Raw genomic sequence first — 18,768 nt, forward strand, 5'->3', positions numbered from 1 at the left:
GGCGCCGATCTGGAACTGGAGGCCATTGTCGCTATACTGCGCTGATCCAGGGCGAGTCCCAACTCGGCAACGGATCCGGTGCAAAGCGAACATGTCTCCGACACCCCCCATCGAAACTCCGCCGCCGATCACGACCGAAGCGTTCGTCGATGCCGGCGCGGCGGTTGCCCGTCTCGAAGAGATCTACGAGCGCAACACAGCCTTCCTGCGCAGTCGCTTCGAGGCCTATGTCAACGGGGTGCCGTGCACGACGCGGGTGCGTGCGCACTACCCGTTCGTGCGCATCACGACCTCGTCGCATGCGAGGCTCGATTCGCGGCTTGCCTACGGCTTCGTCGCGGGACCCGGCATCCACGAGACCAGCATCACCCGGCCGGATATTTTCCGGACCTATCTCACCGAGCAGATCGGGCTCTTGATCAAGAACCACGGCGTGGCGGTCGAGATCGGGGAGTCCAGCGAGCCGATCCCGATTCATTTCGCTTACCGGCGCGACATCAATATCGAGGCGGCGCTGACCGTCGCCGACAGCTCGGCGTTCACACGATCGCTGCGCGACGTGTTCGATACGCCGGACCTTGCGGCGATGGACGATGCGATCGCCGACGGAACGTTTGAACTGACGCCGGGGACGCCCGAGCCGCTGGCCCTGTTCCGTGCCGCACGCGTCGATTACTCCTTGCGCCGGCTCTATCACTACACCGGCACCGATCCCGAGCACTTCCAGAATTTCGTGATCTTCACCAACTACCAGTTCTATGTCGACGCCTTCGCACAATCGAGCCTCCAGCGCCTCGCGGCGGGCGAGGAAGGCCTCGAGGCGTTCGTCGCGCCCGGCAATCTGATCACGCGCAGCGCGCTGGCAGGCGGCGGCGCCACGGGCACCGCATCGGAGCGCGTGCCGCAGATGCCGGCGTTTCATCTCGTCGAGCCCGGCTATCGCGGCATCACGCTGGTCAATATCGGGATCGGCCCGTCGAACGCGCGCAACATCACCGATCACGTCGCGGTGCTGCGGCCGCATGCCTGGCTGATGATCGGGCATTGCGCCGGACTGCGCAACACGCAGCGGCTCGGCGACTACGTGCTGGCCCATGGCTATGTCCGTGAGGATCACGTGCTCGATCACGAGCTGCCGCTCTGGGTGCCGATCCCCGCGCTTGCGGAGATGCAGGTCGCGCTCGAGGAGGCGGTCGGTGAGGTGACCGGGCTCACCGGCTTCGAGCTCAAGCGCTTGATGCGCACCGGCACGGTCGCCAGCGTCGACAATCGCAATTGGGAAATCAGCGGCCCGCAGGTGATCCGGCGGATGTCGCAATCGCGCTCCATCGCGCTCGACATGGAATCGGCGACGATCGCCGCCAATGGCTACCGCTTCCGCGTGCCCTACGGCACGCTGCTGTGCGTCTCCGACAAGCCGCTGCATGGCGAGATCAAGCTGGCGGGCATGGCGAGCGAATTCTATCGCCAGCGCGTCGGCCAGCACCTTCAGATCGGCCTGAAGGCGCTGGAGCGGCTCAAGCAGCAGGAATCCGAGCGGCTGCATTCGCGCAAGCTGCGCAGCTTTGCCGAGGTCGCGTTTCAGTAGCCGATCAAGGTCGATGCGCTCGTAAGCCCTCGCTGGAGAGGGAGCGCTCGCCGGCGATCACGCCGCCATCTTCTTCCACAGCTGTGTCTCGATGCCGACGGCGGCCTTCACGTGCGGCCGCGCCTGCATTCGCGCAAGATAGTCGACGAGTTCGGGCCACTGCGCGATATCGACGCCGGCAGAGCGAAGCAGCATCAAGGCCCAGGCGAGATGCGCGTCGGCGACCGTGAAGCGGTCGCCGACGAGATAGTCGCGACCATTGAGGCGCGCGGCGGCGACCGACACGGTTTGCCCGATCCGTTCGCGCGCGCTAGCCTTCGATGCATCGTCCTTGTACCAGAAGGTCGGAAACAGGAAGCCTTTGTGGATCTCGGTGCCGATGAAGCTCAGCCATTCCTGCAGGCGATAGCGGTCCAGGTCGCCCGGCGGCGGCGCGAGACCGAGCTCGGGCTTCCGATCGGCGATATACTGCAGCACGGCCGCGCTTTCGGTCAGCCGCTCGCCGTTCTCAAGAACCAGTACCGGCACCGCACCCTTCTGTGACACCACGCGAAAATCGCTGTCGTCGTCCAGCACCTTCTTGGTCCAGATATGGGCAAGGTGGTAACGCGCCTCGATGCCGGCTTCCATCAACGCGATGCGGCTGGCGAGCGAGCAGGCCATGGGAAAGAAATAGAGCTGGAGCATATTGCATCCTCAGGCGAGGGCATTGCCGCGTGCGATGATCGCGAAGCGGTCGGACAGTTCGGCGAGGGCGACCTCGTGAATGAGCTTCGCGGCGATCGTGCCGCCAGTGCCGTCGGGCAGGTCGCGGGTGGCGCAGCTGTCTGCGTCGATGGTGGTGCGGAAGCCGAGATCGAGCGCGGCGCGGGCGGTCGAGCTCACGCACATATGCGTCATGAAGCCGGCGAGCACGAGCTCCTTGCGGCCGGCCGCGGCAAGCTGCGCGTTCAGGTCGGTGCCGGCGAAAGCGTTCGGCAATTGCTTCTCGATCACGATCTCGCCGGGCCGCGGCTTGAGCGGCGCGACGATCGCGCCGCGCTCCGCGGTGCGATCGAACAGGCCGCCCGGCGCTCCCTTGTGCGCGATGTGGATGATCGCCGTGCCGCTTTCCCGCGCGCGGGCGAGCAATGCGGTCGCGCGCGCAATCGCGGGTTTGGCGTCGGGCAACGCGAGGGGACCTGCGAGATACTCGTTCTGGATGTCGATCAGCACGAGGCAGCTGTCGCCGAGGCGGGGCGGGGTGAGGTCGATACCGGCAAGCTGCATCAGCGTTTTGGCCGCGGTCATGGTCGTGAGAACTCCGGGGATGCGTCGTGCGAAAATATAGCCGCGGACCGGCCTGCTGTTATGCAGGGATATTGCAGCCGGTGGCTGCGTTATTGCAGGCCAGCCGGAGGCGATGTAGCCTGAGGCCATGAACTGGGACGACCTTCGCATCATCGCGGCCGTCAGGGATGAGGGCACCTATGCCGGCGCCAGCGCGCGGCTGCGCATCGACGAGACCACCGTCGGCCGCCGGCTGGCGCGGATCGAGCGCGCGCTCGGGCTGCGGCTGTTCGAGGCGGCCGACGGCGTCCGCAAGCCGACCCGGCAGTGCGACCTGGTGCTCGCACATATCCAGGCGATGGCCGCGCATGCCGAGGAGATCGGCCGGATCGGCGAAAGCCTGCCCGGGCCGGTCGGCCGGCTGCGCATTGCCTCCACCAACGCGATCGCCGAGGAAGTGCTCGCGCCGCGTACCAGCGCATTGCTGCGCGCCAATCCGGGCCTCACGCTGCAATTCCTGACCTCGAGCGACAACGTCAAATTCTCGCGCTGGGAAGCCGATCTCGCGATCCGCCTGCGCAAGCCCGACAAGGGCGACTTTGCGATCTCGAAGCTCGCCGAGGTCAGGCTGTATTTCTTCGAGCCGGCCGCGACGACAACCGGAGAGGCGGTGACGTGCGCCTATCCGGACGAGCTCGGAGCAATCCCCGAGATGCAGTTCCTGCGCGCGAAGCGGCTTCGTGCGCGCTGCGTCACCGACAATGTCCGCATCATCCACAAGCTCATCCAGTCGCATCAAGCGGTCGGCGTGCTGCCGGAGCATAGTTGCGTGGACCTGATGACCGATCGCCGTCTGCGCGCCACGCTGCTGCCGAAGCGGCGCGACGTCTGGCTTCTGGTGCAAAGCCATCTCAAGCGCGATGTGGCGACGCGCGTCACCATCGACTGGCTGCGCGCCTGCTTTCAGGACGCCGCGCGCGGCGGGTAGAAGAATTGGAACTCTCGCGGTTCCGAAGTTCTACGGGGCAACAATGCGCATTTAGCTATTGCGTCCGGCGGCGCATTTGCATCTAACTCTTGGGACGCGGCCGCAGAGAATTCCATCGTGTGGTCAAGCGTTTGGAATTCGTTTTTGAGCTTGTGTCCGAGTGAGTTTGCCGTGCGACCCTTCATGACGTTCCCGCAGGTAGGCATTTCCGGCGGAACGCGTAACCGCCTTCTCGCAACACTGTCGCCGGCGGATTTGGACCTCCTGAGGCCCGAACTTGAGACGGTCGCGCTCGAACAGGATGCTGTCCTGGCGCGCGCCGGTGACGAGATCGACTACGTCTTCTTTCCCCACAGCGGGGCGATCTTGCTGATGATCGACATGGCGGACGGGCACACGGTCGCCACCGGTGTGGTCGGAAGCGAGGGGGCCGTGGGCAGTCTTTCGGTGCTTGGGGCGTCACCGTCAGGCATTACCGCAGTTGTTCGTGCGGCCGGTACCGCGTCGCGGGTTCCCGCGGCGCGCTTTCATGCAGCTTTCGGCCGCAGCCCCGGGATCCGGCAGGCGATCCAAAAGCACGTCAGATCGATGCTGATCCAGTTTCAGCTTGGCTCCGCCTGCAATGCGCTCCACCCGGTCGAAGCGCGGATGGCGCGCTGGCTGCTCCAGCTGCGCGACCGCGTCGACAGCGACGTTCTTCCGCTCACCCAGCAGGCGCTGTCGCAAATTCTCGGCGTACGACGAACAACGGTGACGTTGCTGATGCGCAATCTGCGCAAGCGCGGTGCGATCAGATCCGATCAACGAGGCCGGATCGAGATCGACCGGGCGCGGCTGTTGGCGGCGGCGTGCGAATGCCATCGCGTCATGCGTCTGGAGGCCGAGCAGATCTTCTCGGGCGACAAGGTTCGAACCGGAGGAGCGGCGCTCGCCGACGATCCGCGCATCTCGGAAATCGAGGCGGACGACGCCGTGTGAGCGCGCTCCCGGCGCGATCAGCTTCCTGGCCGCCGATCAGGCGCCCGCGCGGGGGAGGACGCCATCTCGATCTTGGCAATCTCACGCAGCACCTTCGCCGTCTGGCGCAACTCATTGCGCTCCGGGCCCGGCTTCAGCCGTCGTGCTTCATCGAGAAAGTCCTTGGCCTGCAGCAGCCAGGCAGACGTTTCCGTTGAGATCTGCACATGCGCCATGGCGTCCCTCCATCGCGATCATCAATCGTGGCGGCAACTCTTCAGGCCGGTGAACCGACGCTGCGGCGCCCCCGCATGCGGATGCTCGGCTCGTCGACCCAGGCGTCTCGCGCAAACCAGGCGTGATCGGTGCGGCAGAATGGACAGGAGGTGCGGGAGAAGAACACCGTACTGCGTCGAAAGCTCTCGCGATCGGTTTTGATTCCGGTGGAAATCGCGTGCCCGGTTTGCGGACATTTGACCATGACCATGCCCATGTGAGCCTCCCCTCCCATAATGCTTTTTTGCTTTTGCGGAAAAGCTCCGGCCGGTTGGATTGGCCTCAGGTCGGTGCGGGTACTTGGGGGGCATCGCGCACCTACGGCTTTTGACGGAGCATCGGGCAGTGGGGGCTGCATGCTCGTCACTGGGCTTCATCCAACCGGCCAGATCCCTCCTCGAACGAATCCTCGATGTGAGTTGAACGCCGCTTCTTTAGGCAGCCTCGCGGAGAACCGCGGCGAAGCGTTGCCTGGCTGGTTCGCGGGCTTGCGTTGTGCCCGTCTGGTCGGACTGTTGGCTCGACAACAGCATTGCGAAGAAACGCCTGCCGTTCACCGTGACTTTCATTTGGCTTTCACTCACCACACAGCCTCCCTCTCAAGCGAAAGCATTCTCCGCGACGCCTGCTCGCGTCACGGGAGCTGACGCTCCGTGTTCGATTCGGATTTTTGAGTGACCTTCGATTTCGTCCCGAGCTTACTGTGCGGGACGAAGGCGGGGTTGTCGGTTCGGTTTGCGACTCTCGCCGATATTTTTTTTAGAATGTCAACTCAACTAACATATGTTTATGGAGAGTGCTGTGCATAAGCAACGCTTGCCGTGGGCAGCAACGTCCTGCTTCCGCGCGAGGCTGCGCAGACCGTCCAACTTGAGCGTGCGGCAACAAGTGCGCCGTTGACCGCCCAAAACAAAAACCCCGGCATCGCTGCCGGGGTTTTGCATTTCGTAAATTGCCCGAGTGGCTGGACCTTAGAAGTCCATGCCGCCCATGCCGCCGCCCGGAGGCATTGCGGGGCCGCCGGCGTTCTTCTTCGGCAGCTCGGCAACCATCGCTTCCGTGGTGATCAGCAGCGCGGCAACCGAGGCAGCGTTCTGGATCGCGGTGCGGACGACCTTGGTCGGGTCGATGATGCCCTTCTTGACGAGGTCGGCATACTCGCCGGTCTGGGAGTCGAAGCCGTAATTGTAGGCCTTGTTCTCCAGGATCTTGCCGACGATGACCGAACCGTCTTCACCGGCGTTGATCGCGATCTGGCGAGCCGGGGAGGACAGCGCCTTGCGCACGATCTCGACGCCGGTCTTCTGGTCGTCGTTCTTGGTGCGCAGGCCCTTGAGCTGCTCGGAAGCACGGAGCAGGGCGACGCCGCCGCCCGGGACGATGCCTTCCTCGACAGCCGCGCGGGTCGCATGCATCGCGTCATCAACGCGATCCTTACGCTCCTTCACCTCGACCTCGGTCGCGCCGCCGACGCGGATCACCGCGACGCCGCCTGCCAGCTTGGCGAGACGCTCCTGCAGCTTCTCACGGTCGTAGTCCGAGGTGGTCTCCTCGATCTGCGCCTTGATCTGGGCAACGCGGGCGTCGATGTCGGCCTTCTTGCCGGCGCCGTTGACGATCGTGGTGTTTTCCTTGTCGATCATCACCTTCTTGGCGCGACCCAGCATCTGCAGCGTGACGTTCTCGAGCTTGATGCCGAGGTCTTCCGAGATGGCCTGGCCGCCGGTCAGGATCGCGATGTCCTGCAGCATGGCCTTGCGGCGATCGCCGAAGCCCGGAGCCTTGACGGCCGCGACCTTCAGGCCGCCACGCAGGCGGTTGACGACGAGGGTGGCGAGGGCTTCGCCTTCGACGTCTTCAGCGACGATGACCAGCGGCTTGCCGGTCTGCACCACGGCCTCGAGCAGCGGGAGCAGCTCGTTCAGCGAGGAGAGCTTCTTCTCGTTGATGAGGATGTAGGCGTCGTCCATCTCGACGCGCATCTTGTCGGCGTTGGTGACGAAGTAGGGCGAGATGTAGCCGCGGTCGAACTGCATGCCCTCGACGACGTCGAGCTCGGTCTCGAGCGACTTGGCTTCCTCGACCGTGATCACGCCCTCGTTGCCGACCTTCTTCATGGCGTCGGCGAGGAACTTGCCGATCTCGGCATCGCCGTTGGCCGAAATGGTGCCGACCTGGGCGATCTCGTCGTTCGAGGTGACCTTCTTCGAGTTCTTCTGGAGGTCCGCAACGACGGCTTCGACCGCGAGGTCGATACCGCGCTTCAGGTCCATCGGGTTCATGCCGGCGGCAACCGACTTGGCGCCTTCCCGCACGATCGCCTGGGCGAGCACGGTGGCTGTGGTGGTGCCGTCGCCGGCCGCGTCAGCGGACTTGGAGGCGACTTCGCGCACCATCTGGGCGCCCATGTTCTCGAACTTGTCCTCGAGCTCGATCTCCTTGGCGACGGTGACGCCGTCCTTGGTGATGCGGGGAGCGCCGAACGACTTCTCGAGCACGACGTTGCGGCCCTTAGGGCCGAGAGTGACCTTCACCGCGTTGGCGAGGATGTCGACGCCGCGCAGCATCTTGTCGCGAGCATCGACGGAGAATTTGACTTCTTTAGCTGCCATCTGAATTTTTCCTTGAGATTTACCTGGGAGGGAAAGAGGCGCTTAGGCCGCCTTCTTCTTGGAAGCGGGGACGTCGAGCACGCCCATGACGTCGCTTTCCTTCATGATCAGCAGATCTTCACCGTCGATCTTGACCTCGGTGCCGGACCACTTGCCGAACAGGACGCGGTCGCCGACCTTGAGGTCGATGGGGATCAGCTTGCCGGCTTCGTCGCGGCCGCCCGGGCCGACGGCGATGACTTCGCCCTGCGAGGGCTTTTCCTTGGCACTGTCCGGAATGATGATGCCGCCAGCAGTCTTCTCTTCGGCGTCGATGCGCTTGACCACGACGCGGTCGTGAAGCGGACGGAATTTCATGCAGTCCTCCTAAACGTTTGCATATGCTGTAGATTTTTGGAGTGTTAGCAGTCCAGCCCAGCGAGTGCCAAGCTGGCTGAGCAGGAGATAGGCCAAGCCTTGGCGGCGGGCAAGTGGCTCTAGCAGAAAAATTGGCACTCGCGAATGACGGCTGCCAGCATCATTTCGGCATCCTTAATACCGCCCGGCAGGGGGCACCGGGCTATTAGCAGATGCGGTAAGCTGCTGCTAACGCAAGAAATTTCAACAACCTATTAAACATTTAGGCTTGAGATGGGTTAGTCGCGTGCGTCACATTTCTCTCATGTGAGCGCATCCATTGCCGGTGGTCCGGCGGGAGTCGGCCGCCATGTGAATGCGCTCCGTCACAGGAGGTTGGCATGGTCTCGCGAGTTGGTGGGGGTGTTTCCGACGATTTCCGGAAGCAGTTGTTGGGGTATGGGCTGACGACGGCGCAAATCCTCTATCGGATGCCGGATCATCCCTCGTTGCTGCAAACCTATGTCTGGCAGAACTACGACCTGTTTCCGAAATTTCCGGCGCTGCAGGATTTCCTCGCCTTCTGGCAGGAGAAGCTCGAAGGCCCGCTGTTTTCGGTAACGGTGGCGCATTCCAAGCTGGTCAAGCCGGCCGAACTGCGCGCCGTCGACGGCGTGTTCCGGCTGCATTGATCCGCAAGGGCGGCGAGGCGCGGCTTGCGCCTTTGCCCGCCTCGCGCGGCGCGACTTGTGTTAGCCTCTAACAGTCACAAGAAGACGGGAGGCGAACAATGGCCAAGAAGACGGCATCGAGATCCGCAGCCAAGACCGCGGTGAAGAAGAAATGGTCGGGGTTCGGCGCCGGCGCCAAGAAATCGTCGGCGAAATCGTCCGCGCGCAAGACCATCAAGTCCAAGGGCCGCGTCACCGCGGCCAAGAAGAGCGCGCCCAAGACGGCAACCAAGGCAGCAACCAAGGCAGCAACCAAGGCACGGCCGAAGCAGCGCGTCGCCATCAGCCATCACCGCGAAGAGGATTTCAAGGCCGATGGGCTGCGCGCCTACGCCAAGTATCGCGATCTTGGCATCGCCGCCGCCTCGCATGGCCTCGCGCAGGCGCATGTCATCCGGCTGCAGGGACCGTGCAATCCGGACGAGGTGTCGAAGCTGCACTTCCACGACGTCGACTTCCAGATGGTCTACGTGCTCAAGGGCTGGGTGAAAACCTACATGGAAGGCGAGGGCGAGACGCTGATGCAGCAAGGCAGCGCCTGGACCCAGCCGCCGCGCATCCGGCACATGATCCTGGACTATTCCGACGACGTCGAACTGCTGGAGGTGATCCTGCCGGCCGAGTTCAAGACGGTGGAGCTGAAGGCGTAAGCCTCGCTTCGTCATGGCCGGGGTTGACCCGGCCATGACGACTTTTTAGCGCGGCCCGATGGATTCCGGGCTCGCCCTTCGGACGCCCCCGGAATGACGCGGCACGTCGGGACCCGGATCACCCGGGCACACACAGCCTCTGGACACTGACATCCGCCAGCGCCTCGAATATCGCCGGCGTCCGTTCGAGGCGGGCGATGGTTCGCGCGCCTTCGAGGGCGGCGACCAATGCGGCTGCGGTAGAGGATGCGCGTGCGGGAGTGAAGCCGCACCCCCTGAAATGCTCGGCGATGATCTCGGTCGAATCAACGAATCCGCGCGCCACCCGTTTGGTTAGCTCGGCATCGAGCGCGGGCAGCTCGTTCGCCAGATTTTGCATGAGACATCCATACTGGAAATCAGAGGCGACCATTTCGGCGGCGAATGCGCGGAAAATCTCCTGAACGAAATTGAGGACATCGCCCGCCGTATTCGCCGAGATGCTCCGCAAAACAGCAATTCTAGCCGCGAGGTAATGATCGATCGCTTCTTCTGCGAGCTGTGCCTTGCCGCGTGGAAAGTGGAAGTAGAACGATCCTTTCGGCGCACCGCTTTCTGCAATGATCTGGGTCAATCCGGTCGCGGTGTAGCCCTGGATGCGAAACAGCCGTTCGGCCGTGGCGATCGCGCGCGCGCGGGCATCAGTCTTACGTGGCATGCCGCGAAGATAATACGTTTCGCTTGACGCCGCTATGGTGATCGCCATACTATGGCGATCACCATAGAAAGTGTCCGGCGATGCCGCTCGACCAAATCCCAAGCCGGGAAGCGTCCCGACGAGCCGTCCTGGCGATGGGGGCAGCCAGCCTGGTTGCGGCTTTACTTCGACCGACCGGCGCGAATCCCTTAGGAGCGGCTGATATGACCTCATCAACGTATGGCGCAGGCACGCTTCCCTACGGGGTCCGCTCGCGGATGATCCATGGGGTCAACGGTCTCGACGTCCATCTTCTCGAGGCTGGTTACGAAAGCCCCGGCCGGCCGCTCGCGCTGCTTCTGCACGGCTTTCCGGATCTGGCTTACGGCTGGCGACACCTGATCCCAATTCTGGCTGACGCCGGGTACCATGTCGTGGCACCCGATCAGCGGGGTTTCGGCCGCACCACCGGTTGGGTGAATGACTATGATGCCGCGCTAGGGCCCTTCAGCCTCCTGAACATGACGCGTGACGCCCTCGGATTGGTGTCGGCATTGGGCTATCGGCGTACGGCGATGCTCGTCGGGCACGATTTCGGCTCGCCCGTGGCGGCCTATTGTGCGCTAGCCCGACCTGACGTCTTTCCCTCGGTGGTGCTGATGAGCGCGCCGTTCCCAGGTCCGCCGGCGTTTCCGTTCAACATTGCAGAAAGCGCGGCATCGTCGGTTCAACCGAACACTGAAAGCCAGAAGCTGGCGGCCGCGCTGGCGGCGCTCGATCCGCCGAGACAGCATTACCAGCAATACCTGAGCACGCGGCAGGCGAACGATGACCTGTGGCATCCCCCTCAAGGCTTACACGCGTTTCTTCGTGCATTCTTCCACGTGAAGAGCGCTGACTGGCCGGGAAACAAGCCGCATCCGTTGAAGGCGCCAACCGCCACAGAACTTGCACAAATGCCGACCTACTACGTGATGGATCTCGGCAAGACGATGTCGCAGACCGTCGCTCCATTCCAACCTTCCGCCGCCGAGGTCTCGGCCTGCAAATGGCTCACCGAGCCGGAACTTGGCGTGTACACGGCGGAGTACGGCCGCACCGGGTTTCAAGGCGCCCTCATGGCTTATCGCGTCTTTTCCGATCCTGGCCTGAACGCTGAGTTGCGCCTGTTCTCGGGCAAGACGATCGATGTCCCGTCGCTCTTCATCGGCGGGACAAGCGATTGGGGCACCTATGCGGCGCCGGGCGCGCTCGATCTGATGAGGACGAAGGCGGCGGCGAGGATGGGTGACATCGAACTGATCGACGGCGCCGGTCACTGGATCCAGCAGGAGCAGCCGGCTCGGCTCGGCACGTTGCTGCTCGCCTTCATCAAGGAGGCGGGTGGGGCGGATCACACCAGCCGTTAGGCCGGGGCGTCCGTCGTCTCCCTTGAACATGCGGCCCGGCGTCACGTCATCGCCCCCACGATCGCGCCCATCAGGCAGGTCGTCAGCGTGCCCGAGACGATCGACTTCAGCCCGAGCGCGTTGATCTCGTCGCGCCGCTCGGGCGCCATGATGCCGAGGCCGCCGATCATGATGCCGAGGCTCGCGAAGTTGGCAAAGCCGCACATCGCGTACAGCATGATCAGCCGCGAGCGCGGATCGAGCGCGTCGGGACCGAGCTTCGACAGCTCGACATAGGCAATCAGCTCGTTCAGCACGGTCTTGGTGCCCATCAGGCTTCCGGCCGTGATCGCCTGCGGCCAGGGCAGGCCCATCAGCCAGCATACCGGCGCCATGACGTAACCGAGCAACCGTTGCAGCGAGATCTTCGCGCCGCCGATTTCCGGCAGCAGGCCGATGATTGCATTCGCCAGATAGACCAGCGCGACCAGCACCAAGAGCATCGCGATGATGTTCATCAGCAGCTCGAGGCCGCCGGCGGTGCCCTTCACGATGGCGTCCATTGTCGATGACACCTGAACATCGGGATCATCGAGCGACCCGCCGGTGCGCTTGTCCGTCGTCTCCGGCACCATGATCAGGCTGACCAGGATGGCGGCCGGCGCTCCCAGCACCGAGGCGATGACGAAATGCGCGGCGGCATCTGATATCAGCGGCGCCAGCAGCGTGGCGTACAGCACCAGCACCGTACCGGCGATCCCGGCCATGCCGCCGGTCATCACCAGAAACAATTCGCTGCGGCTAAGCTGCGCCAGATAGGGGCGGATGAACAGCGGCGCTTCCACCATGCCGAGGAAGATGTTGGCGGCGGTCGAAAGCCCGACCGCGCCGCCGACGCCGAGCGTCCGCTCCAGCAGCCAGGCCATGCCGCGCACCACCGGCGGCAGCACGCGCCAATAGAACAACAGCGTCGTCAGCACGCTCATGACCAGCACGATCGGCAGCGCCTGGAAGGCGAGGATGAAATCCGAGCCCGGCGCTTTGGGATCGAACGGCGCCGGGCCGCCGCCGACATAGCCGAACACGAAGGCGGTGCCGGCGCGCGTCGCGGCGGCGATGGTGCCGACGGCATCGTTGATCGCGCCGAAGGCCTGCGTCACCAGCGGCACCTTGATCAGCACCAGCGCGGTGACGATCGTGACGACGAGCCCGATCGCCGCCTGCCGCAACGATACGAGGCTCCGATTCTCGCTCAACGCCCAGGCGATCACGAGCAACGCCACCACGCCGAACGCCGATTGCAACTGCAGCATCACGCCCCCAAGAACCCTCACGCGATTATGGGTGGGGGCCCCGCGCAGCGCAATGCTGTTGCGCGTTCTCCTCGAATCCATTGACAAGTTGCAGGTGCTCGGCCACGCAATCATCCATGTCCTCCGCCACGCCGGCCGGCGCCCGCGATCTGCTCGGCCACCGGCCGTTCCTGTTCTTTCTGTCGTCGCGCAGCCTGTCGCGCTTCTCCAGCCAGATCGGCGCGGTGGCGATCGGCTGGCAGATTTACGATTTGACCGGCAGCGCGTTCGACCTCGGCATGGTCGGACTGGTGCAGTTCCTGCCGACGGCGCTATTGGTGTTCGTCGCCGGTCACGCCGCCGACCGCTTCGAGCGCAAGCGTGTGGTGCAGGCCTGCCAGGTCGCGGAGGCGCTGACCGCATTGTTTCTCGCCGGAAGCACATTTGCCGGCACCATCTCCGAGATCCAGATCTTCGTCGCGACCTTCGTGCTCGGGATCGCCGGCGCGTTCGAGAGCCCGGCGACCGCCGCGCTGCTGCCGCTGATCGCGCCGCAGGGCTCGTTGCAGCGGGCCACCGCGATCTCGAGCGGCGCGGCGCAGGTCGCGACCATCACCGGACCCGCGCTCGGCGGCTTTGCCTATGCGCTGATGCCGAGCGCGCCCTACGGCATCATGATGGTGTTCTGGCTGTTCGGCGCGCTGCTCACCAGTGGCATCGGCCGCTTGCAGCAGGCACCGGTGAAGAACGGCGGCTCGTCGGACGATCTGTTCGCCGGCGTCACCTTCGTACGCAGCAATCCCGCGATCCTCGGCACCATCTCGCTCGATCTGTTCGCGGTGTTGTTCGGCGGCGTCACCGCGCTGCTGCCGATCTATGCGCGCGATATCCTGCAGACCGGGCCGCTCGGCCTCGGCATCCTGCGCGCCGCGCCCGCGGTCGGTGCGCTGCTGATGACGATGGTGCTGGCGCGGCATACCATCAACCGCCGCGTCGGCATGCGCATGTTCCAGGCGGTGATCGTGTTCGGCGTCGCGACGGTGGTGTTCGCACTGTCGCACTGGATGTGGCTGTCGGTGCTGGCGCTCGCGGTGCTCGGCGCTGCGGACACGATCAGCGTCGTGATCCGCTTCTCGCTGGTGCAGCTCGCCACCCCCGACGAGATGCGCGGCCGGGTCGGCGCGGTGAACTTCCTGTTCATCAACGCGTCGAACCAGCTCGGCCAGTTCGAGAGCGGCGTCACCGCGGCGCTGCTCGGCGCCGTGCCGTCAGCCGTGCTCGGCGGCGTCGCCACGGTCGCGGTCGCGCTGCTCTGGATGAAGCTGTTCCCGACGCTGCGGGACGTCGAGAAGCTGGAGTAGGGCGCTTCTCCCTACCTCGCCCCGCTCGCGGGGAGAGGTCGACGCGAAGCGTCGGGTGACGGGGACTCTCCGCGAATTATTCTGACACCGGCTTCGCTGAAGCAGCCCCTCACCCCAACCCTCTCCGCGCAAGAGCGGGGCGAGGGAGCAGATGCGAGGGCGCTTGCATGATTTCGGAATAATGGAAAAATACCGCTGATTTGCCCGACGTGTCAAGTTGCCGTGTCGAACGCCGGCTCCTTTGCATGGGGTTGTTTTCGATATTTTGGCAGTGCGCCCTTGGAACGGCATGGCCGGGACATAAGCGGAGCGGAAGCGACGCCGTCCTTCGGACGGCTATGCCCGGCCATGCCGACGTGACAGTCCTGCCGGAGCAGGGAGAAGAAGATCAGCCCCGGCCGACGAACGGCATCTTGGTCGCCATGACCGTCATGAACAGCACGTTGGCGTCGAGCGGCAGGCCGGCCATGTAGGCGACGGCGTCGCCGACCGCCTTGGCGTCCATGCGCGGCTCGTGCTTGGTGGTGCCGTCCGGCTGCAGCACGCCGGGGCCGTTGACCATGCGATCGGTCATCGGGGTCGCGGCGTTGCCGATGTCGACCTGGCCGACCGCGATGTCATACATGCGGCCGTCGAGGTTGGAGGCTTTTGTCAGGCCGGTGATGGCGTGCTTGGTCGAGGTGTACGCCGCCGAGAACGGCCGCGGCGCGTGCGCCGAGATCGAGCCGTTGTTGATGATGCGGCCGCCGCGCGGCGTCTGGTCCTTCATGATGCGGAAGGCATGCTGGGTGCACAGGAACGGCGCGGTGAGGTTGGTGTTGACCACGGCCTGCCACTGCTCGAGCGGCAGATCTTCGAAATTGACCGGCGGCGCGCCCATGCCGGCATTGTTGAACAGCACGTCGAGCCGGCCATAGGTCGCCTTTACCTTGTCGAACAGCGCGGCGATCGCGGCCGGATTGGCCATGTCGGCCGACACGCACAGGCTCTTGCCGGCGGGACCGACGCTTGGCGGTCTCTTCCAGCATCTCCATGCGGCGTCCGGCGAGCACCACGGTGTAGCCCTTGTCCATCAAAGCGAGCGACGCGGCGCGTCCGACACCGGTGCCGGCGCCGGTCACGAGCGCGATCTTGCTGGTTGCCTCGGTCATCTCTCAGTTTCCTCTTACTTGGTCTTTGCTTCGGTTTCGTTCTTGTAGGGTGGACGTGGAATGTTCTGGTGCGCCGCGCGCAGCGCAGCCGACCAGCGCGAGCGCAGATCGTGGAAATAGGGCTCGCCGGCCTCGATGCGGTGGTTGAGGTCCGCCTCGCAGGCGTCGCTGCGCACCACCAGCACGTCGATCGGCAGGCCGACGCCGAGATTGGAGCGCATCGTCGAATCCATCGAGATCAGCCCGGTCTTCAGCGCCTCGTAGAGCTCGACGTCGTAATGCATGGCGCGGTCGAGCACCGGCTTGCCGTATTTGTGCTCGCCGATCTGCAAATACGGCGTGTCGATGGTGCATTCGATGAAGTTGCCGGCGGTGTAGACCATGAACAGGCGCATCCGCGAGCCCTTGATCTGGCCGCCGAATAGGAACGAGACGTCGAACGAGATATCTTCGGAACGCAGGGCATCGCCCTCGGTGGCATGCACCGACCGGATGGCGCGGCCGATCCGCTGCGCCGCCTGGAACATGGTCGGCGCGTTCATCAGCGTCTCGAGCTCGCCGGTGTGCGGATCCTCCATGCCCTCGGTCAGGGTCGACAGCACCGACTGGCTGATCGCGAGATTCCCTGCGCTGGCGATCGCCATGATGCGGTCGCCGGGCTTTTCGAAGATGTGCAGCTTGCGGAAGGTCGAGACGTTGTCGAGCCCGGCATTGGTGCGGGTATCGGCGATCATGACGAGGCCGTCGCGCACCAGAATTCCGCAGCAATAGGTCATTTGCAGTCCCCAAACGGTCCGAGTTTCTCGGCGCCAAACGTGTAGCCAATTTCGAGGTCGCATCCAACCCTAATTCCCCGTGACGGGATGTGCGACGGCCGGTCAAGAGGGGCCTGGCGACGGTCCGTGTCAGGACCCGTTCCACCGTCGGCCACCTGCGAATCCCGGTTCGCGCCAAGGCTTCGTTCTGCGTTCCACGCAGCCGGCAATGATCTGCGCTCCCGTGTCATTGCGGGGCACCTGGCGTTGTGGTCGACTGCCCGAAAGCGACAACAACAAGAAATTCCGGGAGGCGAGAATGTCGTTCAAACTGGCCACGTGCATCATGGCATTGGGCATCGTGGCGATGGCTGAGAGTCCTGCATCGGCGCAGAAGAAGGGCGGCACGCTGCGGCTCTATCACAACGACAATCCGCCCTCGACCTCGCTGCTCGAAGAATCCACCATCGCCTCGGTGATGCCGTTCGCGGCGGTCTTCAACAACCTCGTGGTGTTCGATCCGGCCAAGGTGCACGAAAGCATCGACACCGTGATCCCTGATCTCGCCGAGAGCTGGTCGTGGGATTCCACCAACACAAAGCTCACCTTCAGACTCAGGCACGGCGTGAAGTGGCATGACGGCCAGCCGTTCACGGCCAAGGACGTGCAATGCACCTGGCGGATGCTGATCGGCAAGAGCGAGACCCAAGACTCCAAAACCCAGGACTTCAAGCGCAATCCGCGCAAGGTCTGGTATTCGAAACTCAGGGATGTCAGCGTCAATGGCGACGATGAGGCGACCTTCGAGCTGACCGAGCCGCAACCTGGTCTCTTGGCGCTGCTCGCCAGCGCCTTTTCGGTGGTCTATCCCTGCCACGTGCCGCAGCAGGTGATGCGCACCAAGCCAATCGGCACCGGGCCGTTTAAATTCGTCGAATTCCGGCGCGGGGATTCGATCCGCCTGGTGCGCAACCCCGATTACTTCAAGAAGGATCGGCCGTATCTCGACGAGATCACGGTGCGCTCGATCGACAGCCGCGCCACGCGCATGCTGGCGTTCGCGACCGGCGACTACGACATCACCTTTCCGTCCGACGTCAGCATTCCCCTGATGAAGGACGTCAAGGCGCGGGCGCCGAACGCGATCTGCGAGATGACGTCGACCAATTTGCAGATCAATCTCTTGGTCAACCGCGTCAATCCGCCGTTCGACAATCCGGAGATTCGCAAGGCGATGTCGCTGGCGCTGGATCGCAAGGCCTTCAACAGCATCCTGTTCGAAGGCACCGGGCGGCTAGGCGGTGCGATGCAGGCCAAGCCGGAAGGCGAGTGGGGCATGCCGCCGGAGATACTGTCGACGCTGATGGGCTACGGCGCGGATACCGAGAAGAACCTCGCGGACGCGCAGGCGATCATGCAGAAGCTCGGCTACGGCGACGCCAAGCCGCTGTCGATCAAGATCCAGACCCGCAATTTGCCGACCTATCGCGACCCGGCGGTGATCCTCGCCGACCAGCTCAAGAAGATCTATATCGTCGCCGAGCTCGATATTCTGGACACGCCGCGCTGGTACTCGCGGCTGCAGCGCAAGGACTACACGATCGGGCTCAATGTCACCGGCGTCAGCGTCGACGATCCCGACGGCAATCTGGTCGAGAACTATTCCTGCAACTCCGAGCGCAACTACACCCAGTATTGCAATGCAGAGGTTGACAAGCTGCTCGTCGCGCAGTCGCGCGAGGTCGACAAGGACAAGCGCCGCAAAATTGTATTCGACATCGAGCGCCTGCTGGTCGCCGACGCGGCGCGGCCGGTCATCCTGCACTCATCGGCCGGCAATTGCTGGCAGCCCTACGTGAGGAACTTTCATCCGCATGACAACAGCCAGTACAACAATCTGCGCTTCGAGGAAGTCTGGCTGGATAAATAATGCATGCAGTTCCGCTGACGACGACGTGAGCCGTCGCCTTGCGCGCACGCAGAACTCGCACAGGTCGCCGGGGGGCAGAACAGCGACGGCACCCGTCGGTCAGGCCGCGCAGAGATCCGTCAGAGCATCCGAAGCCGCTACGGAAGCTCGGCGATCAGCTTGGTCCACTCGGCCTCGGGCCAGGCCCGGGAGGTGCAGGTCCGTATGTTTCCCTGAGAACTGAGGGCAAGCGCGAGCTTTGTGATGTTGTCGCCGAGAGGCGCTTCGGCGAGGAGAAGGATGTCATGCTCGCCGGAGGTGAGATAGACCTCCTTGATTTCGACACCGAGCGTCTTGGCGAGTTCTCTCGCCGCTCGGCTGCGCTTGGGCGCGTCCTTGACGCTGCGAATTCCCTGGTCGGTCCAGTCGATCCTCACTATGAATGTCGCCATGTCGTCCTCCAAGGGTTACGCATTCCCTTGTCTGCCGCGTGTGCGGCAGGCCAACCTGCTTCATGTTGAAGTTGAGGGAGCGCCACATAAGGCAGGCGCTGCGTTCAGACTGAGATGCCTGCCGACGGCCTGACCGCTGCCCGTTCCGTCAAACGGAGACGTCGGCCCGTCCCGTCTCAAAGGGCAGCTCGGCGCAGATTACGCCATGTCGCTCGCCCGAGAAAGAGGGCTCGCCGCGTTGTGATCGCAAACGCAGTAGCAAGGCACGGTGTTCGCACGAAATTCACGTAAGCGAAAACACTGCGTCGAGATCGCACGCTCTGCACAAGGATGAGGGACACAGCAGGCTTTCGCCTGCCGGGCAGCCACCTGGTGCA

Annotated in this window: 18 protein-coding genes and 1 pseudogene; 8 read left to right on the forward strand and 11 right to left on the reverse strand. The window is 64.0% G+C overall.

What is annotated here, in order from left to right:
- Positions 1–91 precede the first annotated feature (91 nt).
- Positions 92–1,588 carry an AMP nucleosidase gene (locus ACVW1C_RS35345; RefSeq protein WP_456762204.1) on the forward strand — a complete coding sequence of 499 codons (1,497 nt, stop codon included), beginning with the start codon at positions 92–94 and terminating at the stop codon, positions 1,586–1,588.
- 57 nt (positions 1,589–1,645) lie between these two features.
- Here the strand turns inward: ACVW1C_RS35345 and ACVW1C_RS35350 are convergent, their stop codons facing one another.
- Complete coding sequence (locus tag ACVW1C_RS35350; protein WP_456762205.1) at positions 1,646–2,275, reverse strand: glutathione binding-like protein; 630 nt, start codon at positions 2,273–2,275, stop codon at positions 1,646–1,648.
- A gap of 9 nt (positions 2,276–2,284) precedes the next feature.
- The gene (locus ACVW1C_RS35355; RefSeq protein ID WP_456762206.1) at positions 2,285–2,878 is read right to left on the reverse strand and encodes a cysteine hydrolase family protein; all 594 of its coding nucleotides are present in this window, start codon (positions 2,876–2,878) and stop codon (positions 2,285–2,287) included.
- Positions 2,879–3,005: 127 nt separating this feature from the next.
- On the opposite strand from ACVW1C_RS35355, the gene ACVW1C_RS35360 reads away from it, so the two are divergent.
- Entirely contained in the window at positions 3,006–3,845 is an 840-nt protein-coding gene (locus ACVW1C_RS35360; RefSeq protein WP_456762207.1) for a LysR family transcriptional regulator, read from the forward strand.
- Between the two features lie 183 nt (positions 3,846–4,028).
- Positions 4,029–4,823, forward strand: a complete 795-nt coding sequence (locus tag ACVW1C_RS35365) for a Crp/Fnr family transcriptional regulator (RefSeq protein ID WP_456762208.1) — start codon at positions 4,029–4,031, stop codon at positions 4,821–4,823.
- A gap of 17 nt (positions 4,824–4,840) precedes the next feature.
- On the opposite strand, the gene ACVW1C_RS35370 is transcribed toward ACVW1C_RS35365, so the two are convergent.
- The 4 genes from ACVW1C_RS35370 to ACVW1C_RS35385 form a co-directional block, all read right to left on the reverse strand.
- The gene (locus ACVW1C_RS35370; protein ID WP_456762209.1) at positions 4,841–5,038 is read right to left on the reverse strand and encodes a hypothetical protein; all 198 of its coding nucleotides are present in this window, start codon (positions 5,036–5,038) and stop codon (positions 4,841–4,843) included.
- Between the two features lie 41 nt (positions 5,039–5,079).
- On the reverse strand, positions 5,080–5,295 hold the full coding sequence (locus ACVW1C_RS35375; protein WP_456762210.1) for a hypothetical protein: 216 nt from the start codon (positions 5,293–5,295) through the stop codon (positions 5,080–5,082).
- A gap of 754 nt (positions 5,296–6,049) precedes the next feature.
- Positions 6,050–7,690, reverse strand: a complete 1,641-nt coding sequence (gene groL / locus ACVW1C_RS35380) for a chaperonin GroEL (RefSeq protein WP_456762211.1) — start codon at positions 7,688–7,690, stop codon at positions 6,050–6,052.
- Between the two features lie 42 nt (positions 7,691–7,732).
- Complete coding sequence (locus ACVW1C_RS35385) at positions 7,733–8,047, reverse strand: co-chaperone GroES (RefSeq protein ID WP_106329499.1); 315 nt, start codon at positions 8,045–8,047, stop codon at positions 7,733–7,735.
- A gap of 380 nt (positions 8,048–8,427) precedes the next feature.
- On the opposite strand from ACVW1C_RS35385, the gene ACVW1C_RS35390 reads away from it, so the two are divergent.
- Together ACVW1C_RS35390 and ACVW1C_RS35395 are read left to right on the forward strand one after the other, a co-directional pair.
- Positions 8,428–8,718, forward strand: coding sequence for an usg protein (locus ACVW1C_RS35390; RefSeq protein ID WP_456762212.1), 291 nt, complete (start codon positions 8,428–8,430; stop codon positions 8,716–8,718).
- Positions 8,719–8,816: 98 nt separating this feature from the next.
- Positions 8,817–9,407: a cupin domain-containing protein gene (locus tag ACVW1C_RS35395; protein WP_456762213.1), complete on the forward strand. Its 591-nt coding sequence runs from the start codon at positions 8,817–8,819 to the stop codon at positions 9,405–9,407.
- A 118-nt stretch (positions 9,408–9,525) separates the two neighbouring features.
- On the opposite strand, the gene ACVW1C_RS35400 is transcribed toward ACVW1C_RS35395, so the two are convergent.
- Positions 9,526–10,104 carry a TetR/AcrR family transcriptional regulator gene (locus ACVW1C_RS35400; protein WP_456763255.1) on the reverse strand — a complete coding sequence of 193 codons (579 nt, stop codon included), beginning with the start codon at positions 10,102–10,104 and terminating at the stop codon, positions 9,526–9,528.
- Between the two features lie 203 nt (positions 10,105–10,307).
- Here ACVW1C_RS35400 and ACVW1C_RS35405 point away from each other — a divergent pair, with 203 nt between their 5' ends.
- Positions 10,308–11,492, forward strand: coding sequence for an alpha/beta fold hydrolase (locus ACVW1C_RS35405; RefSeq protein WP_456762214.1), 1,185 nt, complete (start codon positions 10,308–10,310; stop codon positions 11,490–11,492).
- 41 nt (positions 11,493–11,533) lie between these two features.
- Here ACVW1C_RS35405 and ACVW1C_RS35410 read toward each other — a convergent pair whose 3' ends face one another.
- Entirely contained in the window at positions 11,534–12,784 is a 1,251-nt protein-coding gene (locus ACVW1C_RS35410) for a NupC/NupG family nucleoside CNT transporter (RefSeq protein WP_456762215.1), read from the reverse strand.
- Positions 12,785–12,900: 116 nt separating this feature from the next.
- Between ACVW1C_RS35410 and ACVW1C_RS35415 the strand changes: the two genes are divergently transcribed.
- On the forward strand, positions 12,901–14,124 hold the full coding sequence (locus ACVW1C_RS35415; protein ID WP_456762216.1) for an MFS transporter: 1,224 nt from the start codon (positions 12,901–12,903) through the stop codon (positions 14,122–14,124).
- Between the two features lie 388 nt (positions 14,125–14,512).
- Here the strand turns inward: ACVW1C_RS35415 and ACVW1C_RS35420 are convergent.
- Both ACVW1C_RS35420 and ACVW1C_RS35425 read right to left on the reverse strand, forming a co-directional pair.
- Positions 14,513–15,275: pseudogene (locus ACVW1C_RS35420) on the reverse strand (SDR family oxidoreductase).
- A gap of 14 nt (positions 15,276–15,289) precedes the next feature.
- Positions 15,290–16,051 carry a peptidase gene (locus tag ACVW1C_RS35425; RefSeq protein ID WP_456762217.1) on the reverse strand — a complete coding sequence of 254 codons (762 nt, stop codon included), beginning with the start codon at positions 16,049–16,051 and terminating at the stop codon, positions 15,290–15,292.
- A gap of 298 nt (positions 16,052–16,349) precedes the next feature.
- Between ACVW1C_RS35425 and ACVW1C_RS35430 the strand changes: the two genes are divergently transcribed.
- Entirely contained in the window at positions 16,350–17,960 is a 1,611-nt protein-coding gene (locus tag ACVW1C_RS35430) for an ABC transporter substrate-binding protein (RefSeq protein WP_456762218.1), read from the forward strand.
- A gap of 137 nt (positions 17,961–18,097) precedes the next feature.
- On the opposite strand, the gene ACVW1C_RS35435 is transcribed toward ACVW1C_RS35430, so the two are convergent.
- On the reverse strand, positions 18,098–18,391 hold the full coding sequence (locus ACVW1C_RS35435; RefSeq protein WP_456762219.1) for a GYD domain-containing protein: 294 nt from the start codon (positions 18,389–18,391) through the stop codon (positions 18,098–18,100).
- Between the last annotated feature and the right edge of the window lie 377 nt (positions 18,392–18,768).

Source organism: Bradyrhizobium sp. USDA 4011 (assembly GCF_054063415.1).